The sequence below is a fragment of the Marinomonas sp. HM11-D genome, assembly GCF_057626615.1.
The window spans coordinates 35,400-54,380 of record NZ_JBMMKT010000007.1 but is presented as its reverse complement, the minus strand read 5'-3'; the positions used below and the strand labels follow the sequence as shown (position 1 = coordinate 54,380).

15 protein-coding genes are annotated in these 18,981 nt (G+C 50.1%); 6 read left to right on the top strand and 9 right to left on the bottom strand.

Annotation, left to right across the window (positions count from 1 at the left end):
- Positions 1 to 85: 85 nt before the first annotated feature.
- The 5 genes from ACOSVP_RS11345 to efp all read right to left on the bottom strand — a co-directional run bounded on the left by ACOSVP_RS11345 (position 86) and on the right by efp (position 6,252).
- Positions 86 to 835: a sulfite exporter TauE/SafE family protein gene (locus ACOSVP_RS11345; RefSeq protein WP_487347620.1), complete on the bottom strand. Its 750-nt coding sequence runs from the start codon at positions 833 to 835 to the stop codon at positions 86 to 88.
- Between the two features lie 97 nt (positions 836 to 932).
- Positions 933 to 2,291, bottom strand: coding sequence for a sigma-54-dependent transcriptional regulator (locus ACOSVP_RS11340; RefSeq protein WP_487347619.1), 1,359 nt, complete (start codon positions 2,289 to 2,291; stop codon positions 933 to 935).
- Between the two features lie 10 nt (positions 2,292 to 2,301).
- Positions 2,302 to 4,587: an ATP-binding protein gene (locus tag ACOSVP_RS11335; RefSeq protein ID WP_487347618.1), complete on the bottom strand. Its 2,286-nt coding sequence runs from the start codon at positions 4,585 to 4,587 to the stop codon at positions 2,302 to 2,304.
- Positions 4,588 to 4,616: 29 nt separating this feature from the next.
- The gene (gene epmA, locus ACOSVP_RS11330; protein WP_487347617.1) at positions 4,617 to 5,591 is read right to left on the bottom strand and encodes an EF-P lysine aminoacylase EpmA; all 975 of its coding nucleotides are present in this window, start codon (positions 5,589 to 5,591) and stop codon (positions 4,617 to 4,619) included.
- Between the two features lie 85 nt (positions 5,592 to 5,676).
- Complete coding sequence (gene efp, locus ACOSVP_RS11325; protein WP_417552598.1) at positions 5,677 to 6,252, bottom strand: elongation factor P; 576 nt, start codon at positions 6,250 to 6,252, stop codon at positions 5,677 to 5,679.
- 165 nt (positions 6,253 to 6,417) lie between these two features.
- Between efp and epmB the strand changes: the two genes are divergently transcribed.
- A complete protein-coding gene (gene epmB, locus ACOSVP_RS11320) occupies positions 6,418 to 7,428 on the top strand; it encodes an EF-P beta-lysylation protein EpmB (protein ID WP_487347616.1) in 1,011 nt (336 codons plus the stop codon).
- A gap of 74 nt (positions 7,429 to 7,502) precedes the next feature.
- On the opposite strand, the gene ACOSVP_RS11315 is transcribed toward epmB, so the two are convergent.
- Positions 7,503 to 7,697: a hypothetical protein gene (locus ACOSVP_RS11315; protein WP_487347615.1), complete on the bottom strand. Its 195-nt coding sequence runs from the start codon at positions 7,695 to 7,697 to the stop codon at positions 7,503 to 7,505.
- A 301-nt stretch (positions 7,698 to 7,998) separates the two neighbouring features.
- On the opposite strand from ACOSVP_RS11315, the gene ACOSVP_RS11310 reads away from it, so the two are divergent.
- From ACOSVP_RS11310 to ACOSVP_RS11295, 4 genes are read left to right on the top strand one after another with little or no spacing between them, the layout of a single operon-like run.
- On the top strand, positions 7,999 to 8,928 hold the full coding sequence (locus ACOSVP_RS11310; protein ID WP_487347614.1) for an ABC transporter substrate-binding protein: 930 nt from the start codon (positions 7,999 to 8,001) through the stop codon (positions 8,926 to 8,928).
- 5 nt (positions 8,929 to 8,933) lie between these two features.
- Entirely contained in the window at positions 8,934 to 9,965 is a 1,032-nt protein-coding gene (locus ACOSVP_RS11305; RefSeq protein WP_487347613.1) for a FecCD family ABC transporter permease, read from the top strand.
- Positions 9,966 to 9,977: 12 nt separating this feature from the next.
- Positions 9,978 to 11,048 carry a FecCD family ABC transporter permease gene (locus ACOSVP_RS11300; RefSeq protein WP_487347612.1) on the top strand — a complete coding sequence of 357 codons (1,071 nt, stop codon included), beginning with the start codon at positions 9,978 to 9,980 and terminating at the stop codon, positions 11,046 to 11,048.
- Positions 11,045 to 11,917: an ABC transporter ATP-binding protein gene (locus ACOSVP_RS11295; protein WP_487347611.1), complete on the top strand. Its 873-nt coding sequence runs from the start codon at positions 11,045 to 11,047 to the stop codon at positions 11,915 to 11,917. The genes ACOSVP_RS11300 and ACOSVP_RS11295 overlap by 4 nt, the downstream gene beginning before the upstream one ends.
- 23 nt (positions 11,918 to 11,940) lie before the next feature.
- Here ACOSVP_RS11295 and ACOSVP_RS11290 read toward each other — a convergent pair whose 3' ends face one another.
- A complete protein-coding gene (locus ACOSVP_RS11290; RefSeq protein ID WP_487347610.1) occupies positions 11,941 to 12,840 on the bottom strand; it encodes a LysR family transcriptional regulator in 900 nt (299 codons plus the stop codon).
- Between the two features lie 145 nt (positions 12,841 to 12,985).
- On the opposite strand from ACOSVP_RS11290, the gene ACOSVP_RS11285 reads away from it, so the two are divergent.
- Positions 12,986 to 14,953 (top strand): TonB-dependent receptor domain-containing protein, encoded by a 1,968-nt coding sequence (locus ACOSVP_RS11285; RefSeq protein ID WP_487347609.1) that lies wholly within the window; start codon positions 12,986 to 12,988, stop codon positions 14,951 to 14,953.
- Positions 14,954 to 15,053: 100 nt separating this feature from the next.
- On the opposite strand, the gene glnE is transcribed toward ACOSVP_RS11285, so the two are convergent.
- The gene (glnE, locus tag ACOSVP_RS11280) at positions 15,054 to 17,996 is read right to left on the bottom strand and encodes a bifunctional [glutamate--ammonia ligase]-adenylyl-L-tyrosine phosphorylase/[glutamate--ammonia-ligase] adenylyltransferase (protein ID WP_487347608.1); all 2,943 of its coding nucleotides are present in this window, start codon (positions 17,994 to 17,996) and stop codon (positions 15,054 to 15,056) included.
- 12 nt (positions 17,997 to 18,008) lie between these two features.
- A complete protein-coding gene (locus ACOSVP_RS11275) occupies positions 18,009 to 18,971 on the bottom strand; it encodes a CYTH domain-containing protein (RefSeq protein ID WP_487347607.1) in 963 nt (320 codons plus the stop codon).
- Between the last annotated feature and the right edge of the window lie 10 nt (positions 18,972 to 18,981).

The following is an 18,981-nucleotide window of genomic DNA, read 5'->3' as shown; positions in this document are numbered from 1 at the left end:
AACAATAGACATATTTTTGTTTATTCTGTCTTTTAAAGAGCATTCTAACAAGTATCAATCTTCAAAAATCACATTTCACTCAGTTTTAAGAAGATAAGCCCTGCCAGATCAAACGCACCGCCAGTAAGGTCAGGATGATATTAAAGATACGATGAAAATGGCGGTCGGGCATTTTCTTTAAGACTTTTAAGCCAATCCAAGTACCGATGGCACCACTGATGACCATACAAACCAGCAAAGGTAACCACGAGCCGATCGGGAAGCCCGCTTGTTCAAACACCACGATTTTCAACACATGCTGCAAAGACATGGCCGTAGCAAACGTGGCCACGGTACGAAAACGATCAACAAACACTTGCTTGATAAAGGCTGCCACCAAAGGTCCCGTAGCACCGACGAATAAGGTTAAAAACGTTGTAATCCCACCCGCGAGCATGGTGCCAAATTTGCCCAGCACCAGTTTGGGTAACTTAGGTCCCCAGCACAGGAACAAAATAAAACAGGCAATAGAGAAATACATCACATCCGCAGGCAGTGCGACGAGCACAAACTGACCGATTAACGCGCCGACAATCGCTCCAGGGAGAAACAAGCCAATCAAGCGCCAATCAATATGACGCCAGCTCATGGCGGCACGGCCCGCGTTGGAGCCCAACTGCGCCACACCGTGTAGTGGGATAATCACTTGCGGCGGTAGCACTTGAGCCATCACACCAAGCAGCATGACACCGCCGCCAGCACCGAAGCTTGCTGTAAATAACGAAGTAAAACCGGCGGTTATCACTAACAGCCAAAAGATCATTGGCGACAGGCCATTTAAGAAGAATTCAAGCACAACAGCACCCTATGTTGAAGGAAGGCTAATGCTAGCACGTTCCTTCAACGGGATTGGATGGAGAGATGATTTCTAATAGCGCAGAGAAGAAATTGAATTACGACTTGTATAAGTCTTTATCGAGACCGTACTTACGCATTTTGTCGTACAAGGTTTTACGCGGCAGGCCGAGTGCATCCATAGTATCTTTGATGGAGCCTTTTTGACGCATTAATTCTTGCTCTAAAAGCGTTTTTTCAAAACGTTCCATCTGCTCTGGCAAGGTCATAAAACCTGGGTTGGTTTCATTAGTAATGATCTGATCAAATTCAAACGAACCGGCCTCGCCCATCAATACATAACGCTCGGCAAGGTTACGCAGCTCACGCACGTTCCCCGGCCAATCGTAAGTCATTAAACTGTGCATGCGCTCCGCCGACAGTTGCTCGGATTCACGTTTGTACTGCGCCGTCGCCACCAAACAGAAGTGCTGCCAGAGTAACGGAATATCGTCCTTACGATCGCGCAGTGGCGGGATATCCACACGCACCACGTTTAAACGGTAGTACAAGTCTTCACGGAAGGTGCCGGTTTCACTCAGCTCTTTTAGATCGACCTTGGTAGCAGCCAAGATACGCAAATCCAAATCCACGCCCTTGTTCGATCCCAAACGTTCGACTTTGCGCTCCTCTAGTACTCGTAGCAGACGAATTTGCATCGACATGGGCATGCTCTCGATTTCATCGAGGAACAAGGTGCCGCCGTTAGAGTGCTCGATCTTACCGATACGCTGTGTCTTGGCATCGGTAAAGGCGCCCTTCTCATGGCCAAATAGCTCTGATTCCATAATCGAATCCGGCACCGCACCACAGTTGATCGCTACAAACGGCTTACCGCGGCGAGAACTGTGTTCATGGATAAAACGCGCCACCATTTCTTTACCGGTGCCGGTTTCCCCTTGAATTAAGATATCCGCTCCCGTGTCCGCCACATGCAATAACGCCTGACGCAGTCGGTGAATGCCCGGTGTATTGCCAATAATGCGTGGTCCTGGGGCATTGTGTGCCGCCAGTTCCAAACGCAAGAAACGGTTTTCCAGCGTCAAGCGACGCTTTTCACTGGCGCGGCGTACCACCTCAATAAAGTCATCGTTCGAGAACGGCTTTTCGATAAAGTCATAAGCGCCATCGCGAATAGCGTTTACCGCCATGCTGATGTCGCCATGTCCGGTAATCAAAATAAAGGGAATCTCAGCATCGATCTTTTTGACTTGCTCAAACAACTCCAAGCCATTCGTACCCGGCAAGTTAATATCGCTGACGATCACGCCTGGCCAATCAATAGATAATTGCTCGGTGACCCCTTGCGCGGAACCAAATTCCAATACGTCAAAATCTTCTAACTGTAGGGTTTGCGAGATGGCCATACGCACCGACTGTTCATCATCAATGACAATGACGCGATCCAATTCAGACATGGCTGAGTCCTTATTCTTTATCTAGCTCAAAGGCGTTTAGAGTAACACAAAACTCAGCGCCACCTTGCGGATGATTCTGGGCACTAAGATCGCCATTCATGGCATCCATAATACGCTGACTGATGGACAAGCCTAGGCCGAGTCCGGTGCCGCTACTTTTTGAGGTATAGAAGGGTTCAAACAAATGCTCCAGCGCATCGGCGGACAAGCCAGTACCGCTGTCACGCACATAGATGTGCACTCGATTCTTAAGTTGCTGCACCCGTACTTGGATCTGCTTTTGCTCACCGTTCTGCTCGACAATGGCATCACAAGCATTGGCCAGAAGATTCACCAACACCTGCTCCAAAAACACCATATCGGCCAGTACCACCGCCTGCACATCGTTGGGCACCTCAACCTGAATATTGGTTTCTTTGAAGCGCGGCTGCATAATTTTCATCGCCCCCTTGATCGCCGACTGCACGTCGATCGGGGTATGCACCACATTGCCTTTGCGGGCAAACACTTTAAAGCGGGCAATGATGTCACCCATATGATGACCGAGCTGACTGATGTGCTGTAGGTTGCTTTTCGTCTGTTCAAATTTTTCCCGCTCAAGGAACTTTAAGCCATTATCGGCAAACGCTCGAATTGCAGTAAGCGGTTGATTTAATTCATGATTTAAGCCAGCGCTGAGCTGACCTAAGACAGCCAGTTTTGCGGTTTGGATTAACTCCTGTTGCGTCGCCTTGTGCTCACCGATTTCATGACGTAAACGCTGGTTGGCTTGCTCTAATTCAGAGGTTCGCTCTTTCACCCTAATTTCTAGAGCATGGCGGGCATCGGTAATTTCCTGCTCGTAGCGTTTACGCTCGGTCATATCATGGAAGGTCACCAAATGACTGCGACGGTTAGGCAATTGCAGTTCACACAGGGTTGCCTCAAGCGCCACGTCTTGGTCCCCGCCTTCCACTTGGAATTTGCCTTCTACCGTGGTCAACCGCAGCGGCTCTCGCTCCGCATCCACTTCGCTGGACAAGGCGTGCTGCCAGCGCTCGGCGTCCCGCTCCGAAACATGAAACAAAGCCGATAGCGGCTTGCCAATCAAGCTGGATAAGGAACGGGCGGCTAACTTTTCTACGGCGGGGTTTAACGCCTCAATACGATAATGACCATCGAGGGTGACCAGACCTGCTTGAGTATGTTGAATTACTTCGCGAATATAGGCTTGGTTATGACGCGCCATTTCAATGGCGTCGGAACGTTCTTGCAACATGCGCGAACGCAAATGCGCCAAACCAAACACCAGCATGGTGATGGTGATCCCCCCTGCAAAAATGGCGCGCCATAGGGCAATTTGCTCTTCAATGGCGGTCAGCGGCACAAAAATCGCCACTTGGAAATCAAGCATCTGAATCCGGCGACTCATGGCCAGATAGCGATGCCGATCAACCACGTCATTGCCCAAGTTATCGGTCACCTGATCTAGCATTTCAATGACACTGGCACGCTCATCAAACTTCCGGCGCGACACGATGGGTAAGGTTTCAATGGCTTGATCGAAGTAGCGCTGGGATTCGGCAATACGGGTCAGCTCTTCGTGGGACAATTCTCCCATAACTTTATACAGCCATTGGGAGCGGGAAGAACTAAACACCACCCCATCAGGATCCAGCATTAAGAAGTCATAGGCTTGGTTATTAAAGCGCTTTTCAAATTGGGTCAGATCGACTTTCACCACCGCCACGCCGATGACACTATCACCTTCAAATACCGGATAGGAAAAGTAATAGCCACGACGATTTGAAGTGGTGCCTAGGGCGTAATAACGCCCCGGCTTGCCCTTAATGGCATCTTGAAAATAGGGACGAAAGGCAAAGTTCCCCCCCACAAAAGAGGTGCTCGAACGATAGTTGGAGGCGGCGATGGTATTGCCGTTCATATCGATAATGTAGCTGTCAGAAGCTTCGGTAATACGGTTGATTTGCTCTAACTCGCGGTTGAGCTGATTAATATCGGAAGGTAAACCGTCGCGCAAGGCCTTGCGCACTCGGTCGTTGGAAGCCAGCAGGGTCGGCATATGTTGGTATTTAGCGATGGCACTTTCCACCACGCTGGCCAATTGATTCAGCTGTTCGAGCGTATCGGTCGCCAGATCTTCGGTTTGCTGTTGCTTGAGCGCATCGCCACCACGCCAAAGGGTCAGCAAGCAGATAAAAAACACCGCCACGTACAGCCAAGCAAAGCGCTTTGGATTGGCAAGGGATTGCTTAGGCCTTAAAAAATCACTCACTCTTGCTAACAAAGGGGACATGGCGGTCTCTTATTATGGTCTGATAGCCGTTAGGCATGGGCTCCGGCGAATGGCACAACCCAATCAATATGAGGTTTGTTTTGCAATAACATTAGCAGACGATCGACCCCTAGCGCTACGCCAGCACACTCTGGTAAGCCCTGCTCGATGGCACTGATCAAACGCTCATCCGCTTGGCGCCACACTTGACCATTCGCCGCGCGCTCGGCCATTTCAGCTTGCATACGTTGCTGCTGTTCGGCGGCATCGGTTAGCTCATAGTAACCGTTAGCCAGCTCCATACCCTGCCAATACCATTCAAAGCGTGCTGCAGTGGCATACCCTTGTTCATCCTGCTGCTGTTTCGCTAACGCCGCTTGGGAAGCTGGATACGCATGGATAAAACAGGGTACGTCTTGGCCGATATTTGGCTCAACCAAGGTGGCAAATAACAACTCTAGCAGAGTGTCACGATCCTCTTCTTCCAGACCGTATTCGCTATGCTGATGGCAAACTTGTTGAAGTTCGTCAAGGCTAGCGCTAAATGGATTTAAGCCCACATGACGCTCAAAGGCAGCCGCATAACTAAGACGTTCTGAGACAATCGATTGCCCCATTAGCTCAGATAGCAGCTCGTCCATTTCTGCCATTAATTGCCAATGATCAAAGCCTAAGCGATACCACTCCAACATGGTGAATTCGATGCCATGACGACGACCGATCTCTTCGGCACGAAAGACTTTACCTAATTGGTAAATACTTGGCGCACCAGCAGCCAATAGACGCTTCATAGCGTATTCAGGAGACGTCTGTAGGTAATAAGTCACATCCTGCCCCAATGTGCGCGTGTGACTGGTCAGCACTTCAATATGGGGGTCACTGATGCTACCAAGCGACAAACACGGAGTGTCCACTTCTAACACCTCACGCTGATAAAAGAACGCGCGAATTTTATGAAACACCTCGGCGCGAAATTTCAACGCACTTAGATCAGCGGTTGGTTGCCAAACGTCTTTTGAATACATAGTTACGATCTTCTTTTAAACACAGCTCTCAAACACAAAAAAAAGCCCCCACACCTTGCGGCTGGGGGCTTCTTTCAAAAGGTAATTACTTACCCGTTGCGCGAGACACGTACTCACCCGTACGAGTATCGATACGTAGTACTTCACCAATGTTGATGAATAGAGGTACACGTACCACAGCGCCAGTCGCAAGTGTTGCTGGCTTAGAACCACCGTTCGCTGTATCGCCTTTCACACCAGGATCTGTTTCCGTTACTTCAAGCTCGATGAAGTTTGGTGGTGCTACTGCTAGAGGTGCGCCGTTGTAAAGTGTTACAACGTATTTCTCTTGCTCTTTCAACCATTTAGCACAGTCACCTACGGCCGCAACGTCAGCTGCGTGCTGCTCAAATGAGCCGTCAGTCGCCATGAAGTGGTAGAATTCGCCGTCTGTGTATAGATATTCCATATCGGTATCCATTACATCCGCGCCTTCTAAGCTGTCGCCAGATTTAAACGTACGTTCCCAAACACGACCAGTTTTTAGGTTACGCAGCTTAATGCGGTTAAACGCCTGACCTTTACCCGGCTTAACGTGTTCGTTGTCTAGTACAGCACAAGGCTCACCATCAACCATTACTTTAGTACCGCCGCGCATTTCGCTGGTAGAATAACTCGCCATAAATCCTCACAATGTCATGATTTAGATAAAAAGCTCTGAACGAACAAGATGTTCACAGGAGTTCATCGCGAAATAATTGTGCGAGACTCACAAGAGCGGAGGCCATTGGGCCAAAGATTGGCGGCCATAATAACCCAATTTAACTTAATTTTGCAGATATTTGACGTGATCCCGATTCAAAATGCGACCGACATTCATTGGTCCACTGAACTAGCCCAAGCAATTAAATCTCCAGCCGAACTATGGCCTTTAATTGGCCTCACCGAGCAGGACTTACCCGACGCCCAAAAAGCCATGGCGTCTTTTAAAATGCTGGTGCCACGACCTTTCGTTTCGCGTATGGAATTCGGTAACGCCAACGACCCACTGTTAAAACAAGTGCTGGCCGATGATATCGAAATGCTGCCAGTTGCCGGCTACAGCAAAGACCCGCTGGATGAAGGCAATCACAATCCGCAAAAGGCCATCGTGCATAAATACGAGCGTCGTATTTTGGTGATCACCACTGGCACCTGTGCGGTGAACTGCCGCTATTGCTTTCGTCGCCATTTCCCTTATGGGGATAACCAGCTGGCACAAAAAGAGTGGGACAGTGTGATCGATTACTTAAAAGATCATCCAGAAGTAAATGAAGTCATCTTAAGTGGTGGCGATCCTTTGATGCTAAAGGACAGCCAACTTAAGCAGCACATCGCTCGCTTAAACGCTCTGCCGCAGTTAAAACGTCTGCGCATTCATTCGCGTTTACCGGTGGTGATTCCTAGCCGTATCAATGACGAGCTGCTCGAATGGGTGTCTGCCAGTCGTTTAGATGTGGTGTTGGTGCTGCACAGTAATCATGCCAATGAGATTGATCAGACCATTGCCGACAAAGTCGCTCTGTTAAAGCAAGCTGGCGTCACGGTATTGAATCAGGGCGTGCTATTAAAAGGTGTGAATGACTCAGTCGACGCACAAGTGGCGTTAAGCGAAGCCTTATTTGATGCGGGCATCTTACCCTACTATATGTTTACCTTTGATCCGATCGAAGGCGGTGCCCACTTTGATATCTCGATTAGCGAAGCACAGCAACTGATGGGGCAAGTCGCACAGAAATTGCCAGGCTATTTAATGCCGAAACTCGCCAAAGAAATTCCCGGTGAGCCCGCCAAAACTGTCTTAGCACCGACGCTATAAGTCTTTTCCCTACTTTTTATAAAACAAAAAGCCGCTCACGCATGATGCGGGCGGCTTTTAACATCTCAATCAAATTAGACTTTGATATTGATGTTTTGTCCAAGGTTGCCAGTCGCAGGGGCGCTGGATTGAATCTGTTGAGTCGAAGTCGCTGCACTCGCAAGTAACTGTAGAGATTGTTGCCCCTGAGCTTCCTGCTGATTTTTAGCCATTTTTGCACTCAACGCTTCCATACCGTACGACGAACCAGCACTAGTGACACTGTTCATAGTCAGACCTCTTAGTTTGGCATCCTGCCTTTTGAACGATTAATGAGCGGTACATCCGAGTATTGCTCCACCGTGTTAACGGCCTACTTTTTAGACACTTTAACAGAAAGTTACGCTAAAACCCGAAAGCTACAAAATATTACATTCCACGCAACCCAGCTAAGTTCCCTCTTTTCCGTTGCAAATCCTGCAACGCACCATTGAAGGTAAAACTGCGTAAATCCAGTGCAACAGGATACTAAAGATTAATAAGAAACATTATCATTCAGTCCGTTGATTCATTTTTATTTAAGGAGACAGCATGTCTTTTATGCGTCGTGTAATGCTAGGCACTGCCGCTTCGGCCGTGGCTCTGTTCGCCAACAGTGTGTTTGCTGATGTAACAGTGGAGACTAAATACGGTCCGGTTACTGTGAAAGACGATGTCAAAACCGTCGTGACCTTGCACGAAGGCGCACTTGATGTGATGTCTGCCATTAACTTCCCTGTGGCAGGTTCCGTCGCGACCCGTGGCAGTGAAACGGTTTCCGATTACCTTGCGAAGCGCCAACCGAACATTCATATCGTGGGCACGGCACGTGAAACGAACCTTGAAGCGGTGATCAAAGAGCAGCCGGATGTGATCCTAGCGTCCAATGCCCTATCTAAAGAGCAGTATTTGATCCTTTCAAAAATCGCTCCAACGATTGTGCCGGAATGGAGCTTTGACACCCCGAATGCATGGCGTAAAGAAGCAGCCCTATTTGGCAAAGCCACGGGTAAAACTGCAGAAGTAGAAAAAGCCATGGCCGCCGTGGATGCCCGTGCTGCTGAGATTAAAGCCAAAGTGGAGCAGCAAATTCCAGCGGATCAGCGCCAAGTGTATATCGCGCGCTGGATGCCACAAGGTCCTATGGTAATGTCGAAAGACCTATTTGCTGGTAGCCTATTGGCACAAACCGGCTTTGCCCCACAAGATGGCGGTTTGTTAAAAGAAGGTCGTCCACACTCAAGCATTCTTAGCCTTGAGAACATTGGTGTCATTGACCATGACTGGCTGATCATGGCGACCTTGAATAAAGATGGTCAAGAAGCCTTCGATGCTGCCAAGCAATCCAGCGCTTTCTCCCGCCTAAACGTAGTGCAAAGTAATCACGTTCAGACAGTAGACGGTCAGGTTTGGACCAGTACGAATGGCCCGTTGGCGGCACAAGTCGTACTGGATGACATCGAACAGTTACTGGAAAAATAACACTAATGTTCCATCCGGTTCAGTTTTTTCAAAGGGCGCCTTCACAGCGCCCTTTAGTCGTTTGTTTTACCCTAGTCTGTAGCGCACTCATTGCCAGCATAGTCATTTCCTTGCTGATCGGTGCTGGCAGTATCGATATGGCGCAATCTTGGCAGGTGCTGCTCGGACAAGGCTCCGATGAAGCCGCTTTTATTGTGTCCGAATTACGTTTTCCACGCACGTTAGTGGCGTTAGTGGTCGGCATGGCCTTGGGCGTCGCAGGCGCACTGATGCAAGCAGTCGCGCGCAACCCTCTGGCGGAACCGGGCTTGTTGGGCGTCAGCGCTGGCGCTTCATTTGCCGTCGCCATGGCTCTATTACTGGGAGCCAGTGCCGCGACCCTGTCTGCCGGTGTCGCGCAAATCGGCGCGCTGGTCGGTTGCTTTTTCGTCATGGCAGCCGCCCGTTTGCAAGGCCAATTCAGAGACCCTGTGCGCTTGGTCTTGGCGGGGGCCGCACTGAGTTCACTGCTCACAGCGCTTACCTCTATTTTGCTGATGTACGATCAACGTGCCGCCGATGAGATTCGCTTCTGGGTCACCGGCAGTGTCGCAGGCCGTTCCTTAGATAGCCTGTTTACCGTCATGCCTTATTTTATTGCCGCCGCCCTGCTGACGCTTTATGTGTCGCGCCCGCTAGCCTCCATGGCATTGGGGGAAAAGGTGGCCCTCGGTCTGGGTCATAATCCTCGAGTAATTCGCTACCTAGTGATGCTAGCGGTGGCGTTGCTAACCGGTTCCGCAACCGCCATTGCAGGTCCGATTATGTTTGTCGGCTTAGTGGTGCCCTTTGCCGCACGTGCTTTAGTGGGTCCCGACATTCGTCGCACCATGATCATGTGTTTGCCGATTGGTCCTTTGATGATCATCAGTGCCGACATCCTCACTCGGGTGATTGCTCAGCCAGCGGAAATGCCGCTGGGCGTGCTCACGGCGATCGTTGGCGCGCCAGTGTTAATGCTGATTGTACGCGCTAAGCGCTTACCGACATTGGCTTAGGAGAATTTATTTATGTCTGTTTCAGATGCTTCTGTGCCACGTTTGACGGCTCCCGTCGGCCATTGGCTATTGAGCGTTGGCCAACGTACCCTACTGCTTGATAAGCAGGCGCTTAAGCGCAATGTCTTATTAAGTCTTGCCCTGATTGTGATCGGTATCGTCAGCCTAGGCATAGGCACCTTATCGGTTGCTCCAAAAGAGGTGGTGCTTGCGCTGTTTGGTCAAGGCGACACCATGACGCAATTTGTGATCAATGAATTACGTCTCAACCGTTTGCTGGCTGGGGGGTACACAGGTGCGGCCTTTAGTATTGCCGGTTGCTTGATGCAAACCGTGGCTCGCAACCGTCTCGCCACCCCCGGCATTATCGGTATCGACAATGCCGCCATGGCGTTTGCCGTGGCTTCAGTCGTTGGCGTTGGCATCAGCTTTGCGCCTTCGACCATGGCCTTAACCGGCGCGGCCACCGCAACAGCCCTAGCCTTTATTATCGGTGGTGGCAGCGGGACTCGAGGTTATCGTTTTATCGTTGCAGGCTTGGCCATTGGTTCCGTGTCTGCCGCCGTCTCCCAGTTACTGCTGACCCAAGTACATATCGACACCGCGAATGAAGCCTACCCTTGGACAGTGGGAAGCCTTTCTGGCCGTCCGGAAGAACAAATCCCAGTGATGGGCTTGATCACTCTAGTCGGCGTACTGCTGAGCATGGCACTGTGCTACCGCTTTCAGTTGATGGCCTTTTCGGATTCAGTGATTACCGCACTTGGACACACGCCAAATCGACTGCGTTTTGCCGCGGTGGTCATTGCCGTGATCTTAACCGGCTTTGCCGTCGCCATGGCCGGCCCCGTCGGCTTAGTGGCCTTGGTGGGACCAGAAATGGCGCGCACCTTTGCCCGCCATAAAGGCTTGCCACTGCTCTCAAGCGCTATCTGTGGCGCCATCGTCATGGTCTTAGCAGACCTAGCGGGCCGTACTCTATTAAGCCCAATTGAAATTCCGGTGGGGGTTATCACGGCCGTCGTGGGCGGCCCTTACCTACTTTGGATTCTGATTCGCAAACCTAAGCGGAGCTCATTATGAGTCAATTCACTCAAGCGCCATTAGGCACAAATTCGATTACCTTAAAGCATTCGGATCACACCATTATTGAAGACTTAAGTGTCCAATTCCCTGCTGGCAAGGTGACCGCCATCGTCGGCCCGAATGGCTGCGGTAAATCCACACTATTGAATGGTTTATCGCGTGTGCATCACCCAAGCAAAGGCCAAATCGTGCTGCAAGGCGACGACATTCATAAGCTGCCACCACGAGAAGTGGCGCGCAAATTGGCGCTCTTACCTCAAGAAACTTCCGCTCCGGATGGCATTACTGTGCGTGAATTGATTCGCTTTGGCCGCCACCCCCATCAAAGCTTTTTTAAGCAATGGGGCATGGATGATAAAACGGCGATTGAATTTGCGCTGCGTTCAGCCAACTTAGAGGATTTGGGCGACCGTTTACTTGATACCCTATCTGGTGGCCAGCGCCAGCGTGCGTGGATTGCCATGTCGATCGCTCAAGAAACACCGCTACTGCTGCTGGATGAGCCGACGTCAGCGCTGGATTTGGGGCACCAGATTGAAGTGTTTGATCTGATTCGAGAACTGTCAGCGGCAGGAAAAACCATCGTTATGGTAGTGCATGACTTGGCCATGGCAGCACGTTACTCCGATCATTTGATCGCCATGAAGGGCGGCAAGATTGTCGCGGAAGGAACACCTAAGGCGGTGATTACCCCTGAGATTCTAGATAATCTGTACGGGGTACAATGTGATCTACTGGACGACCCGCACACGGGGGCGCCGATCTTAATTAACGTACGTCGCAGTCGTACCGACGCCAACCATACAGGTCAAACAGACAGCTCAAAAGCAAACTCTAAGGCCAAACGTCAAACCGCTCTGGCATAGATATTATGAACGCTCTCAGCCAGTTATAGGCTGGCTGAGTAAGCTTTCTTCAAACGCGTCAGCAGAACCTGACTGCGCTTTGGTAAGTGGCCGTAGGCATAGAGTAAATACAGCGGCAGTTTGGGAGCTTGCCACTCAGGTAACACCTTCACTAGATCCCCTGGGTGATGACGTTCACGCATCGCCACCAAATAATCTGGCAATATCCCTACTCCACGGCCATTGACGATGCAATCCAAATGAAAGCCCATTAAATCCGTGGTTAAGCGCGATCGTGGCATAGGCACTTCGGTGTAACCATGCTCTTCGTGAAACAAGGAAATGGTGGCATCGTTGGCATAGAAGTTATGCAAATTGACCCATTCGTATTGCTCTAGATCCTGCGGCGATTCAATCGGGCTGTGTGCCGCAAGAAAACTATGGTGCGCGTAGACACTGCAATTTAACTCCCCTAGTAACTCAGACTTAAAATTGCTGTCCTTCAAGGCGCCCATAAACACTGCGACATCGGTTTGCTCACGCAGATCATCAAAGGTAGACAGGGTATGCACATCCACATTGACCTCAGGAAAGGCTTCCAAATAACGGAAAATCTCCTGCGTCACCCAAGAGCGACTTAACCCAGTAAAGACGCCAACATTAAGATGGCCCGAAACAGTTTCTTTTAAATCGTCCACCGTGCGATGGGCACGAGACACAGTATCTAAAATGGATTTAGCGAAAGGTAAAAACGCCTTACCTGCGTCGTTAGCAAACATACGGTTGGCTTGGCGGCGCATCAGAGGCTGGCGCATAACCTCCTCAAGATGGGAGATACGACGACTTAAAGTCGACTTTGATACCCCTAACTCCTTCGCACTAGAGCTTAGGTTGCCCGTCTCCACCACAGACACAAAGCTTTTCAAATCGTTTAAATCATACACAGATATGCTCTCCTGAGTCATTGCCGTTGTCATTTATGCAACGCGCCATCGCAGGACAATCTTACACAAATCAGACAGAATACAAATGATAAACATTACCATTTAATTTTGCGTTTTTCGTTCACTTTTAAGGATATTGCATACCATGCGTAAGTTTTCTTTCTCTCTGGTTGCCGCGAGCATTGCATTGGCTCACACCGCACACGCCGACACGGTCAATTTGGATGAATTAGTCGTCAGTGCTTCGGGTTATGAACAAGCGACCCAAGATGCTGCGGCATCGATTACCGTATTGAACGCTGAAGAGCTACAGAAGAAGAACTATCGCGATGTAACCGATGCACTATCTGCGGTACCCGGTGTGTTCGTCACTGGTGGCGGCTCTTCTTCCGATATCACCATGCGTGGTCTAGAAGGCAAATACACCTTGATCATGGTCGATGGTAAGCGCCAAGGTAGCCGTGAGACTCGTCCTAACTCTGATGGCCCAGGTATTGAACAAGGCTGGCTACCACCGATTTCCGCGATTGAGCGTATCGAGGTGATCCGTGGTCCCATGTCTTCACTATACGGTTCAGATGCCCTGGGCGGTGTCATTAACGTGATCACTAAGAAGGTTCAGCCTGAGTGGCACGGTCAACTGGGCATGGGCACTACCATCCAAGAAGACAACGCTTCAGGTAACAGCATTGCTACAGACTTTTACGCTGCCGGCCCATTAGTGGATAACAAATTGGGCCTTGAGGTAATGGGTCAAATTACAGAGCGTGATGAAGACCGCATTATTGACGGCTACGCAGATCAAGAAATGCAAAACATCACCAGCAAATTGACTTGGATGCTAAACCAAGATCAGTCGATCAAGTTTGAAGCCGGTACAGAAACCCAAGAACGTACAAATAACCCCGGCTACTCAATTGACGCTCTTGATCGTAACGGTAATGCCAACACAGTTAACGCTCAAGAGTACCAGCGTGATCACTTCTCTGTGACTCATGAAATCAACACTGAGAATGGCAAACACACGACTTACCTAAGCTACGAAGACAACGACAACAAAACCCGTGATATGCAGTACGAATCCACTGTGTTAAATCACCAAAGTCACTTGTTCTTCGACCAGCATACCTTGACGGTTGGCGGTCAGTTTGAAACTCAAACGCTGAGTGATTCTGGCAACAGCTTGCCAAGTGGTCTAAATGAAATCGAACGTTGGCAAGGTGCCCTATTCGCCGAAGACGAATACTACCTAACTGAAAGCCTATCAATCACGGGTGGTCTGCGTTACAACGAAGATGAAAACTACGGTAGCGAAGTGACACCGCGTCTGTACGCGGTATGGCAAACCACAGACAACGTTACCATTAAAGGCGGTGTCAGCGCTGGTTACCGCTCACCGGATCTACGTCAAGCAACGGAAGGCTGGGGCCAAGCCACGGGTGGCCGTGGCGGCAATGCGGTCATTATCGGTAGTGAAGATCTAAAAGCCGAGAAGAGCTTAAGCCATGAGATCGGTGTGGCTTGGACCGACCACCAAGGTACCAAAGCAGAAATCACCGCTTTCTACACGCAGTTTGACGACAAGATCACCGAAGAACGCATTTGTGAAACGCCTGATGGCGCCGCAGACTCTTGTAACTTCCAAGGTCACGATTACAACTTTATCAGCCAACGTATGAACGTGGATGAAGTGGACACTCGCGGTGTGGAAGCCTCATTTGGTATGCAACTGCTGCCAACATTGGCATGGGATGTGGGTTACACCTTCACCGATTCAGAACAAAAATCGGGGCAATTTGCTGGTCAGCCGCTGAACCGTATTCCTAAGCACCGTGTGCACACCAACCTGTCTTGGGATGCCACCGAGAAGCTAAACATCTGGGGTGAAGCCAACTACATCGGTGAAACCACTCAAGGTCTAAGCCGCGTGAGCATGACCGAAGAACTGCCAGATTACACGCTAGTGGACACAGGTCTAAGCTACAAAGCCAATGACTCGGTAACCTTCTACGCTGGTATCTACAACCTATTCGATAAGAAAATCGATCAAGAGACGTACGATAAGGTGCTAGATGGCCGCCGTTACCAAGCGAAAGTAAACGTTTCTTTCTAACAAGCGTTCACTTTCCACCTCTTAGTACTCTCCACCTCATAGAAAGCAAAAAGCCCCTAAGCGTTCGCGCTTAGGGGCTTTTCTATGTTGGCTCTCGCTGTTAATCACAAGGCTGATTGGCAAACGCATCCCAGTACTGGGCAATTAACGCCTGGTTTTCTTCCAAGATTTCCACCGGTACCAAACGCCCTTGCTTTTGCAGAGTCTGACGATGGGCGGTAGCACGATAGAAAGTATAAGCCTCTTTCATCTGCTCCACTTGATCGTCCGCCAGCAAACCACTGGCCGCAGCGGCTTCCAGTTGACGAATATTATCGGAGTAAGTCATCAAAGCAGGGAAACGATGTGACCAAGCCAGCACCATGTACTGCACCATAAATTCGATGTCGATGATGCCACCAGCCCCCTGCTTCAAGTCAAAACCCTTGTCCGCGCCACTGGTGTCCAAATGAGCGCGCATCTTCTCACGCATTTTTAGCACTTCTTGCTTGAGCTCAGCTCGGTCACGCTCGCGCCCTAAGATCTCGGCGCGGGTTTGATCAAACTGCTGAATCAACGCTGGATCGCCGGCCAATGCACGGGCACGACACAGGGCCTGATGCTCCCACACCCAAGCTTCTTTTTGCTGATAGTCTTTAAAGGCTTCTAAGCTTGCCACCAGCAAACCAGAGTTACCCGACGGACGCAAACGCATGTCTACTTCATATAAGCGCCCAGCGGAAGTAAAGCTAGTGAGCAAGTGAATGATGCGCTGGCCAAGGCGAGTATAAAACACCAAATTATCAACGCTGCGCTCGCCATTGGTCAGGCCATTCGACGCAGCATTATGGATAAACACCAAATCCAAATCCGAATCGTAACCCAGCTCAATACCGCCGGATTTGCCATAGCCGACCACCGCTAATTCTGGGTAAGTCACAGGCTCATGATCACGGGTCGGATAACCATGACGCTGAGTTAAGTAATGCCAAGATTGCTGTAATACCTGCTCTAACAGCACTTCCGCCAACCACGTTAAGTGATCACTCACTTTCATCAATGGCAGGATACCTGTGATATCACAGGCGGCAATACGCATAATGATGGAGCGGCGGAAACGACGCATCGCATCCATATGAGCTTCTTCGTCTTCTTCTGGCAGACGCAACAGAATCTGACGCAGTTCTTGTGCCATGTGTGTTTTTGACGGCGGTGAAAACAGCGTGTTGGCATCCAATAATTCGTCCAGCAACGCTGGCGAATTCGAGATCATTTCTGAGAACCAAACGCTCTCACGACACAGACCAATCAAATGCACGATGGCACTTTGGTTTTCTGACAACAGCACTAAATAAGCGGTACGACGTGTCACTGCTTCCATAATCGGAATGATACGTTGCAATACCAGATCAGGGTTAGCTTCCTCAGGCAGACAAGTCATAAGCGCGGCTAAAAACACCGCTAAACGCTCTTGTCCAATCGGCTGCATATAAGCCACCGCGCGGGAGCTTAAAAATTGCTGCAGTTGCTTGCTGACTTCCTCTTCCTCTTGCCAAGCAATGCCCTCAATGGCTTCGCTAATCAAATGCGCGTCCTGTGGCTGCTTTAAAATCATGCGCCAAGCTTCCTGCGCCAGCTCATCACAGGAATTTTCTTCACCATCGTCAATCAAGGCTTGGAAGTAACCGTGCACCTTATGACGGTGTTGCCATAAGGTGTCGAGCAAAGCCTGCCAGCTGCCCTCCCCCACCTGATAGGCTAAGCGCTCACGCTCTTTATCGGTGGCGGGTAGCAGCTGAGTTTGCTCATCTGCATAGCCTTGCAGCGCGTGTTCAACACGGCGCAAATAGCGGTAGGCCTCACGTAAATCTTGTACTTGCTGTTCTGGTAAGTAACCCTCTTGACTCAGCACTGGCAGCACTTTGAACAAGGCGGGCTTTTGTAAGCTCTGATTGCGTCCACCGTGAAGAATCTGCAACGCTTGCACAATAAACTCGACTTCGCGAATACCCCCTTCGCCAAGCTTAATATTGTGTTCAATACCTTTACGACGCACTTCCTTGGCAATCATGGATTTCAGATCACGTAGCGCGCCAATGGCACCAAAATCAAGGTATTTACGGTACACAAACGGACGGCGTAGCGCTTCGAATTCACGCACATCTTGAGCATCACCGGCCATGACGCGGGCCTTGATCATGGCGTAACGTTCCCAGTCACGACCTTGGTCTTGGTAGTAGTTTTCCAAGGAGTCCATGTTCATGACTAGAGCGCCAGACTGACCAAACGGACGCAGACGCATGTCCACACGAAAGACAAAGCCGTCGGCGTTGACTTGATCTAGATGCTGAATCAGCTTCTGGCCGATCTTGGTAAAGTATTCTTGATGGGACAGGGACTTTTTGCCCCCTTGGGTTTCGCCGTGCTCACGGAAGGCAAACACCAAATCAATATCAGAGGATAAGTTAAGCTCGAAGCCACCGAGCTTACCCATGCCAATCACAATCAGCTTTTGCGGCTGACCATGGCTGTCCAGTGCTTGCCCATACAAAGACAAGTAATTGCGCATCGACCACTGTTGGCTGACGTTAACCGCCACGTCCGCCAATTTACTCAAATGGGCGGTGAGGGTTTCCAAGGTGACCGTTTGCTCAATATCGCTGGTAATCAGACGCGTCATCCACCAATGGCGATAACGACGCAGTTGCTGCATCAAGGCTGGTTCATCCCACTCGGGCAACTCAATATCGTCTGCGACCGTCTGGCCCCAGTTCGCTTCACCAGCATAAAACTGTTCAACACTGGGCTCGGTCAGTGACTCTGCAGGAGAGAGAAAATCCTCCAGCCACTGGGGGGAACGGCAAAGCTGTTTATGCACATAGTCACTCAGCAACCAGACACGCTCGGCTTGCGCCAGCTTACTCTCTGGGACTTCTAAGCCAAAACGACGCGCGATGGCGTCGTGGATGGCCTGACGTTTGATGTCTAACTGCTCCTCAGAGAACAGCGCCTGAACTTGGGAAAGCGGTGTCAGCGTCAAGTTATCTTCCTTATTGTGTTGCACGCGAAGGTCGTATCAGTCGAGTTGTTTATTTAACCAATGACCTGTTTCTAACATCATTATTCCCGTTTCTAACGAGCCTGCCAATCCAGGCAGCAATTTAACATCGTGATTTTTGAATAATGCGTCATAGCGCTCGTCCAAGGCTTGCAGTTGCTCACCAATGTTCTCTGGCACGCACTGTTTCAGCTGATGCAAGGCACTACGAATCGGCTGTAGCAAGGCTTCGTCTTTGAGATAAAACATGGCTTCCCAATACACCAACCAGGTTTCGTACCAGTACTCGGCAAAACGAAGTAAAGGCGCTTTCGCGTTCGGTTTCTCAGGAAATTCGATACGACGATGTTTTAGACGCGAGCCTTTTTGTGCTTTCGAGACCACACTCACCTGAACTGGAATCGAGCCTGCGATGTACTTAGCAAAGCCATACAGGGCGGTTTCCGGACCGGCTTTCAGTTCTAATTCCAGTTCGCAGATAGGATCCTGACCATAGGCCGATGAGACCGCACCTTCGTCACACACTACTTCGATGGTGGCGCCTTCAAAATGAATCAGCCAAACATGACGTTTAAAATCGGTACGGAACACCTCAATCAGATCACGGGACCAAGCCATGTCTTGTAGCGCCTCGGGTAGCGGGACGTCGGACAGTTTGGTTAAATCCAGTGTATCGGATGGGATCGACCACTCCCATTCACCACGGGCATGCATACCCACACGGCTGCTGCCACGGGTTTTCACGGTTTGGATGTATTCTTGGTTAACCGCACGAATCCGCAGAGCAATGCCATTTTCCATTAACAGCGCATTGGCGGTATCGTAGTAACCATTCATTAGATCGAGTGTCGCTTGGCGGGTATTGCCAGTAGGAGCGTCTTTTTCACCACTATTTTTTTCACAAAAATCATCGAGAAAAGCACATGCCGACTTGAGATACTCGGGTTGAACCATTAACTTTAGTTCAAGCTCGGTAGCCATATTTCAAAAC

What these genes read in the sequence shown, in the direction of transcription:
- ACOSVP_RS11305 (WP_487347613.1), top strand. Translation starts at nt 8,934, where the DNA reads ATGTTCCATCCGGTTCAGTTTTTTCAAAGGGCGCCTTCACAGCGCCCT.
- efp (WP_417552598.1), bottom strand. Translation starts at nt 6,252, where the DNA reads ATGGCGAGTTATTCTACCAGCGAAATGCGCGGCGGTACTAAAGTAATG.
- ACOSVP_RS11315 (WP_487347615.1), bottom strand. Translation starts at nt 7,697, where the DNA reads ATGAACAGTGTCACTAGTGCTGGTTCGTCGTACGGTATGGAAGCGTTG.
- ACOSVP_RS11335 (WP_487347618.1), bottom strand. Translation starts at nt 4,587, where the DNA reads ATGTCCCCTTTGTTAGCAAGAGTGAGTGATTTTTTAAGGCCTAAGCAA.
- ACOSVP_RS11275 (WP_487347607.1), bottom strand. Translation starts at nt 18,971, where the DNA reads ATGGCTACCGAGCTTGAACTAAAGTTAATGGTTCAACCCGAGTATCTC.
- ACOSVP_RS11285 (WP_487347609.1), top strand. Translation starts at nt 12,986, where the DNA reads ATGCGTAAGTTTTCTTTCTCTCTGGTTGCCGCGAGCATTGCATTGGCT.
- ACOSVP_RS11310 (WP_487347614.1), top strand. Translation starts at nt 7,999, where the DNA reads ATGTCTTTTATGCGTCGTGTAATGCTAGGCACTGCCGCTTCGGCCGTG.
- ACOSVP_RS11295 (WP_487347611.1), top strand. Translation starts at nt 11,045, where the DNA reads ATGAGTCAATTCACTCAAGCGCCATTAGGCACAAATTCGATTACCTTA.
- ACOSVP_RS11300 (WP_487347612.1), top strand. Translation starts at nt 9,978, where the DNA reads ATGTCTGTTTCAGATGCTTCTGTGCCACGTTTGACGGCTCCCGTCGGC.
- ACOSVP_RS11340 (WP_487347619.1), bottom strand. Translation starts at nt 2,291, where the DNA reads ATGTCTGAATTGGATCGCGTCATTGTCATTGATGATGAACAGTCGGTG.
- epmA (WP_487347617.1), bottom strand. Translation starts at nt 5,591, where the DNA reads ATGTATTCAAAAGACGTTTGGCAACCAACCGCTGATCTAAGTGCGTTG.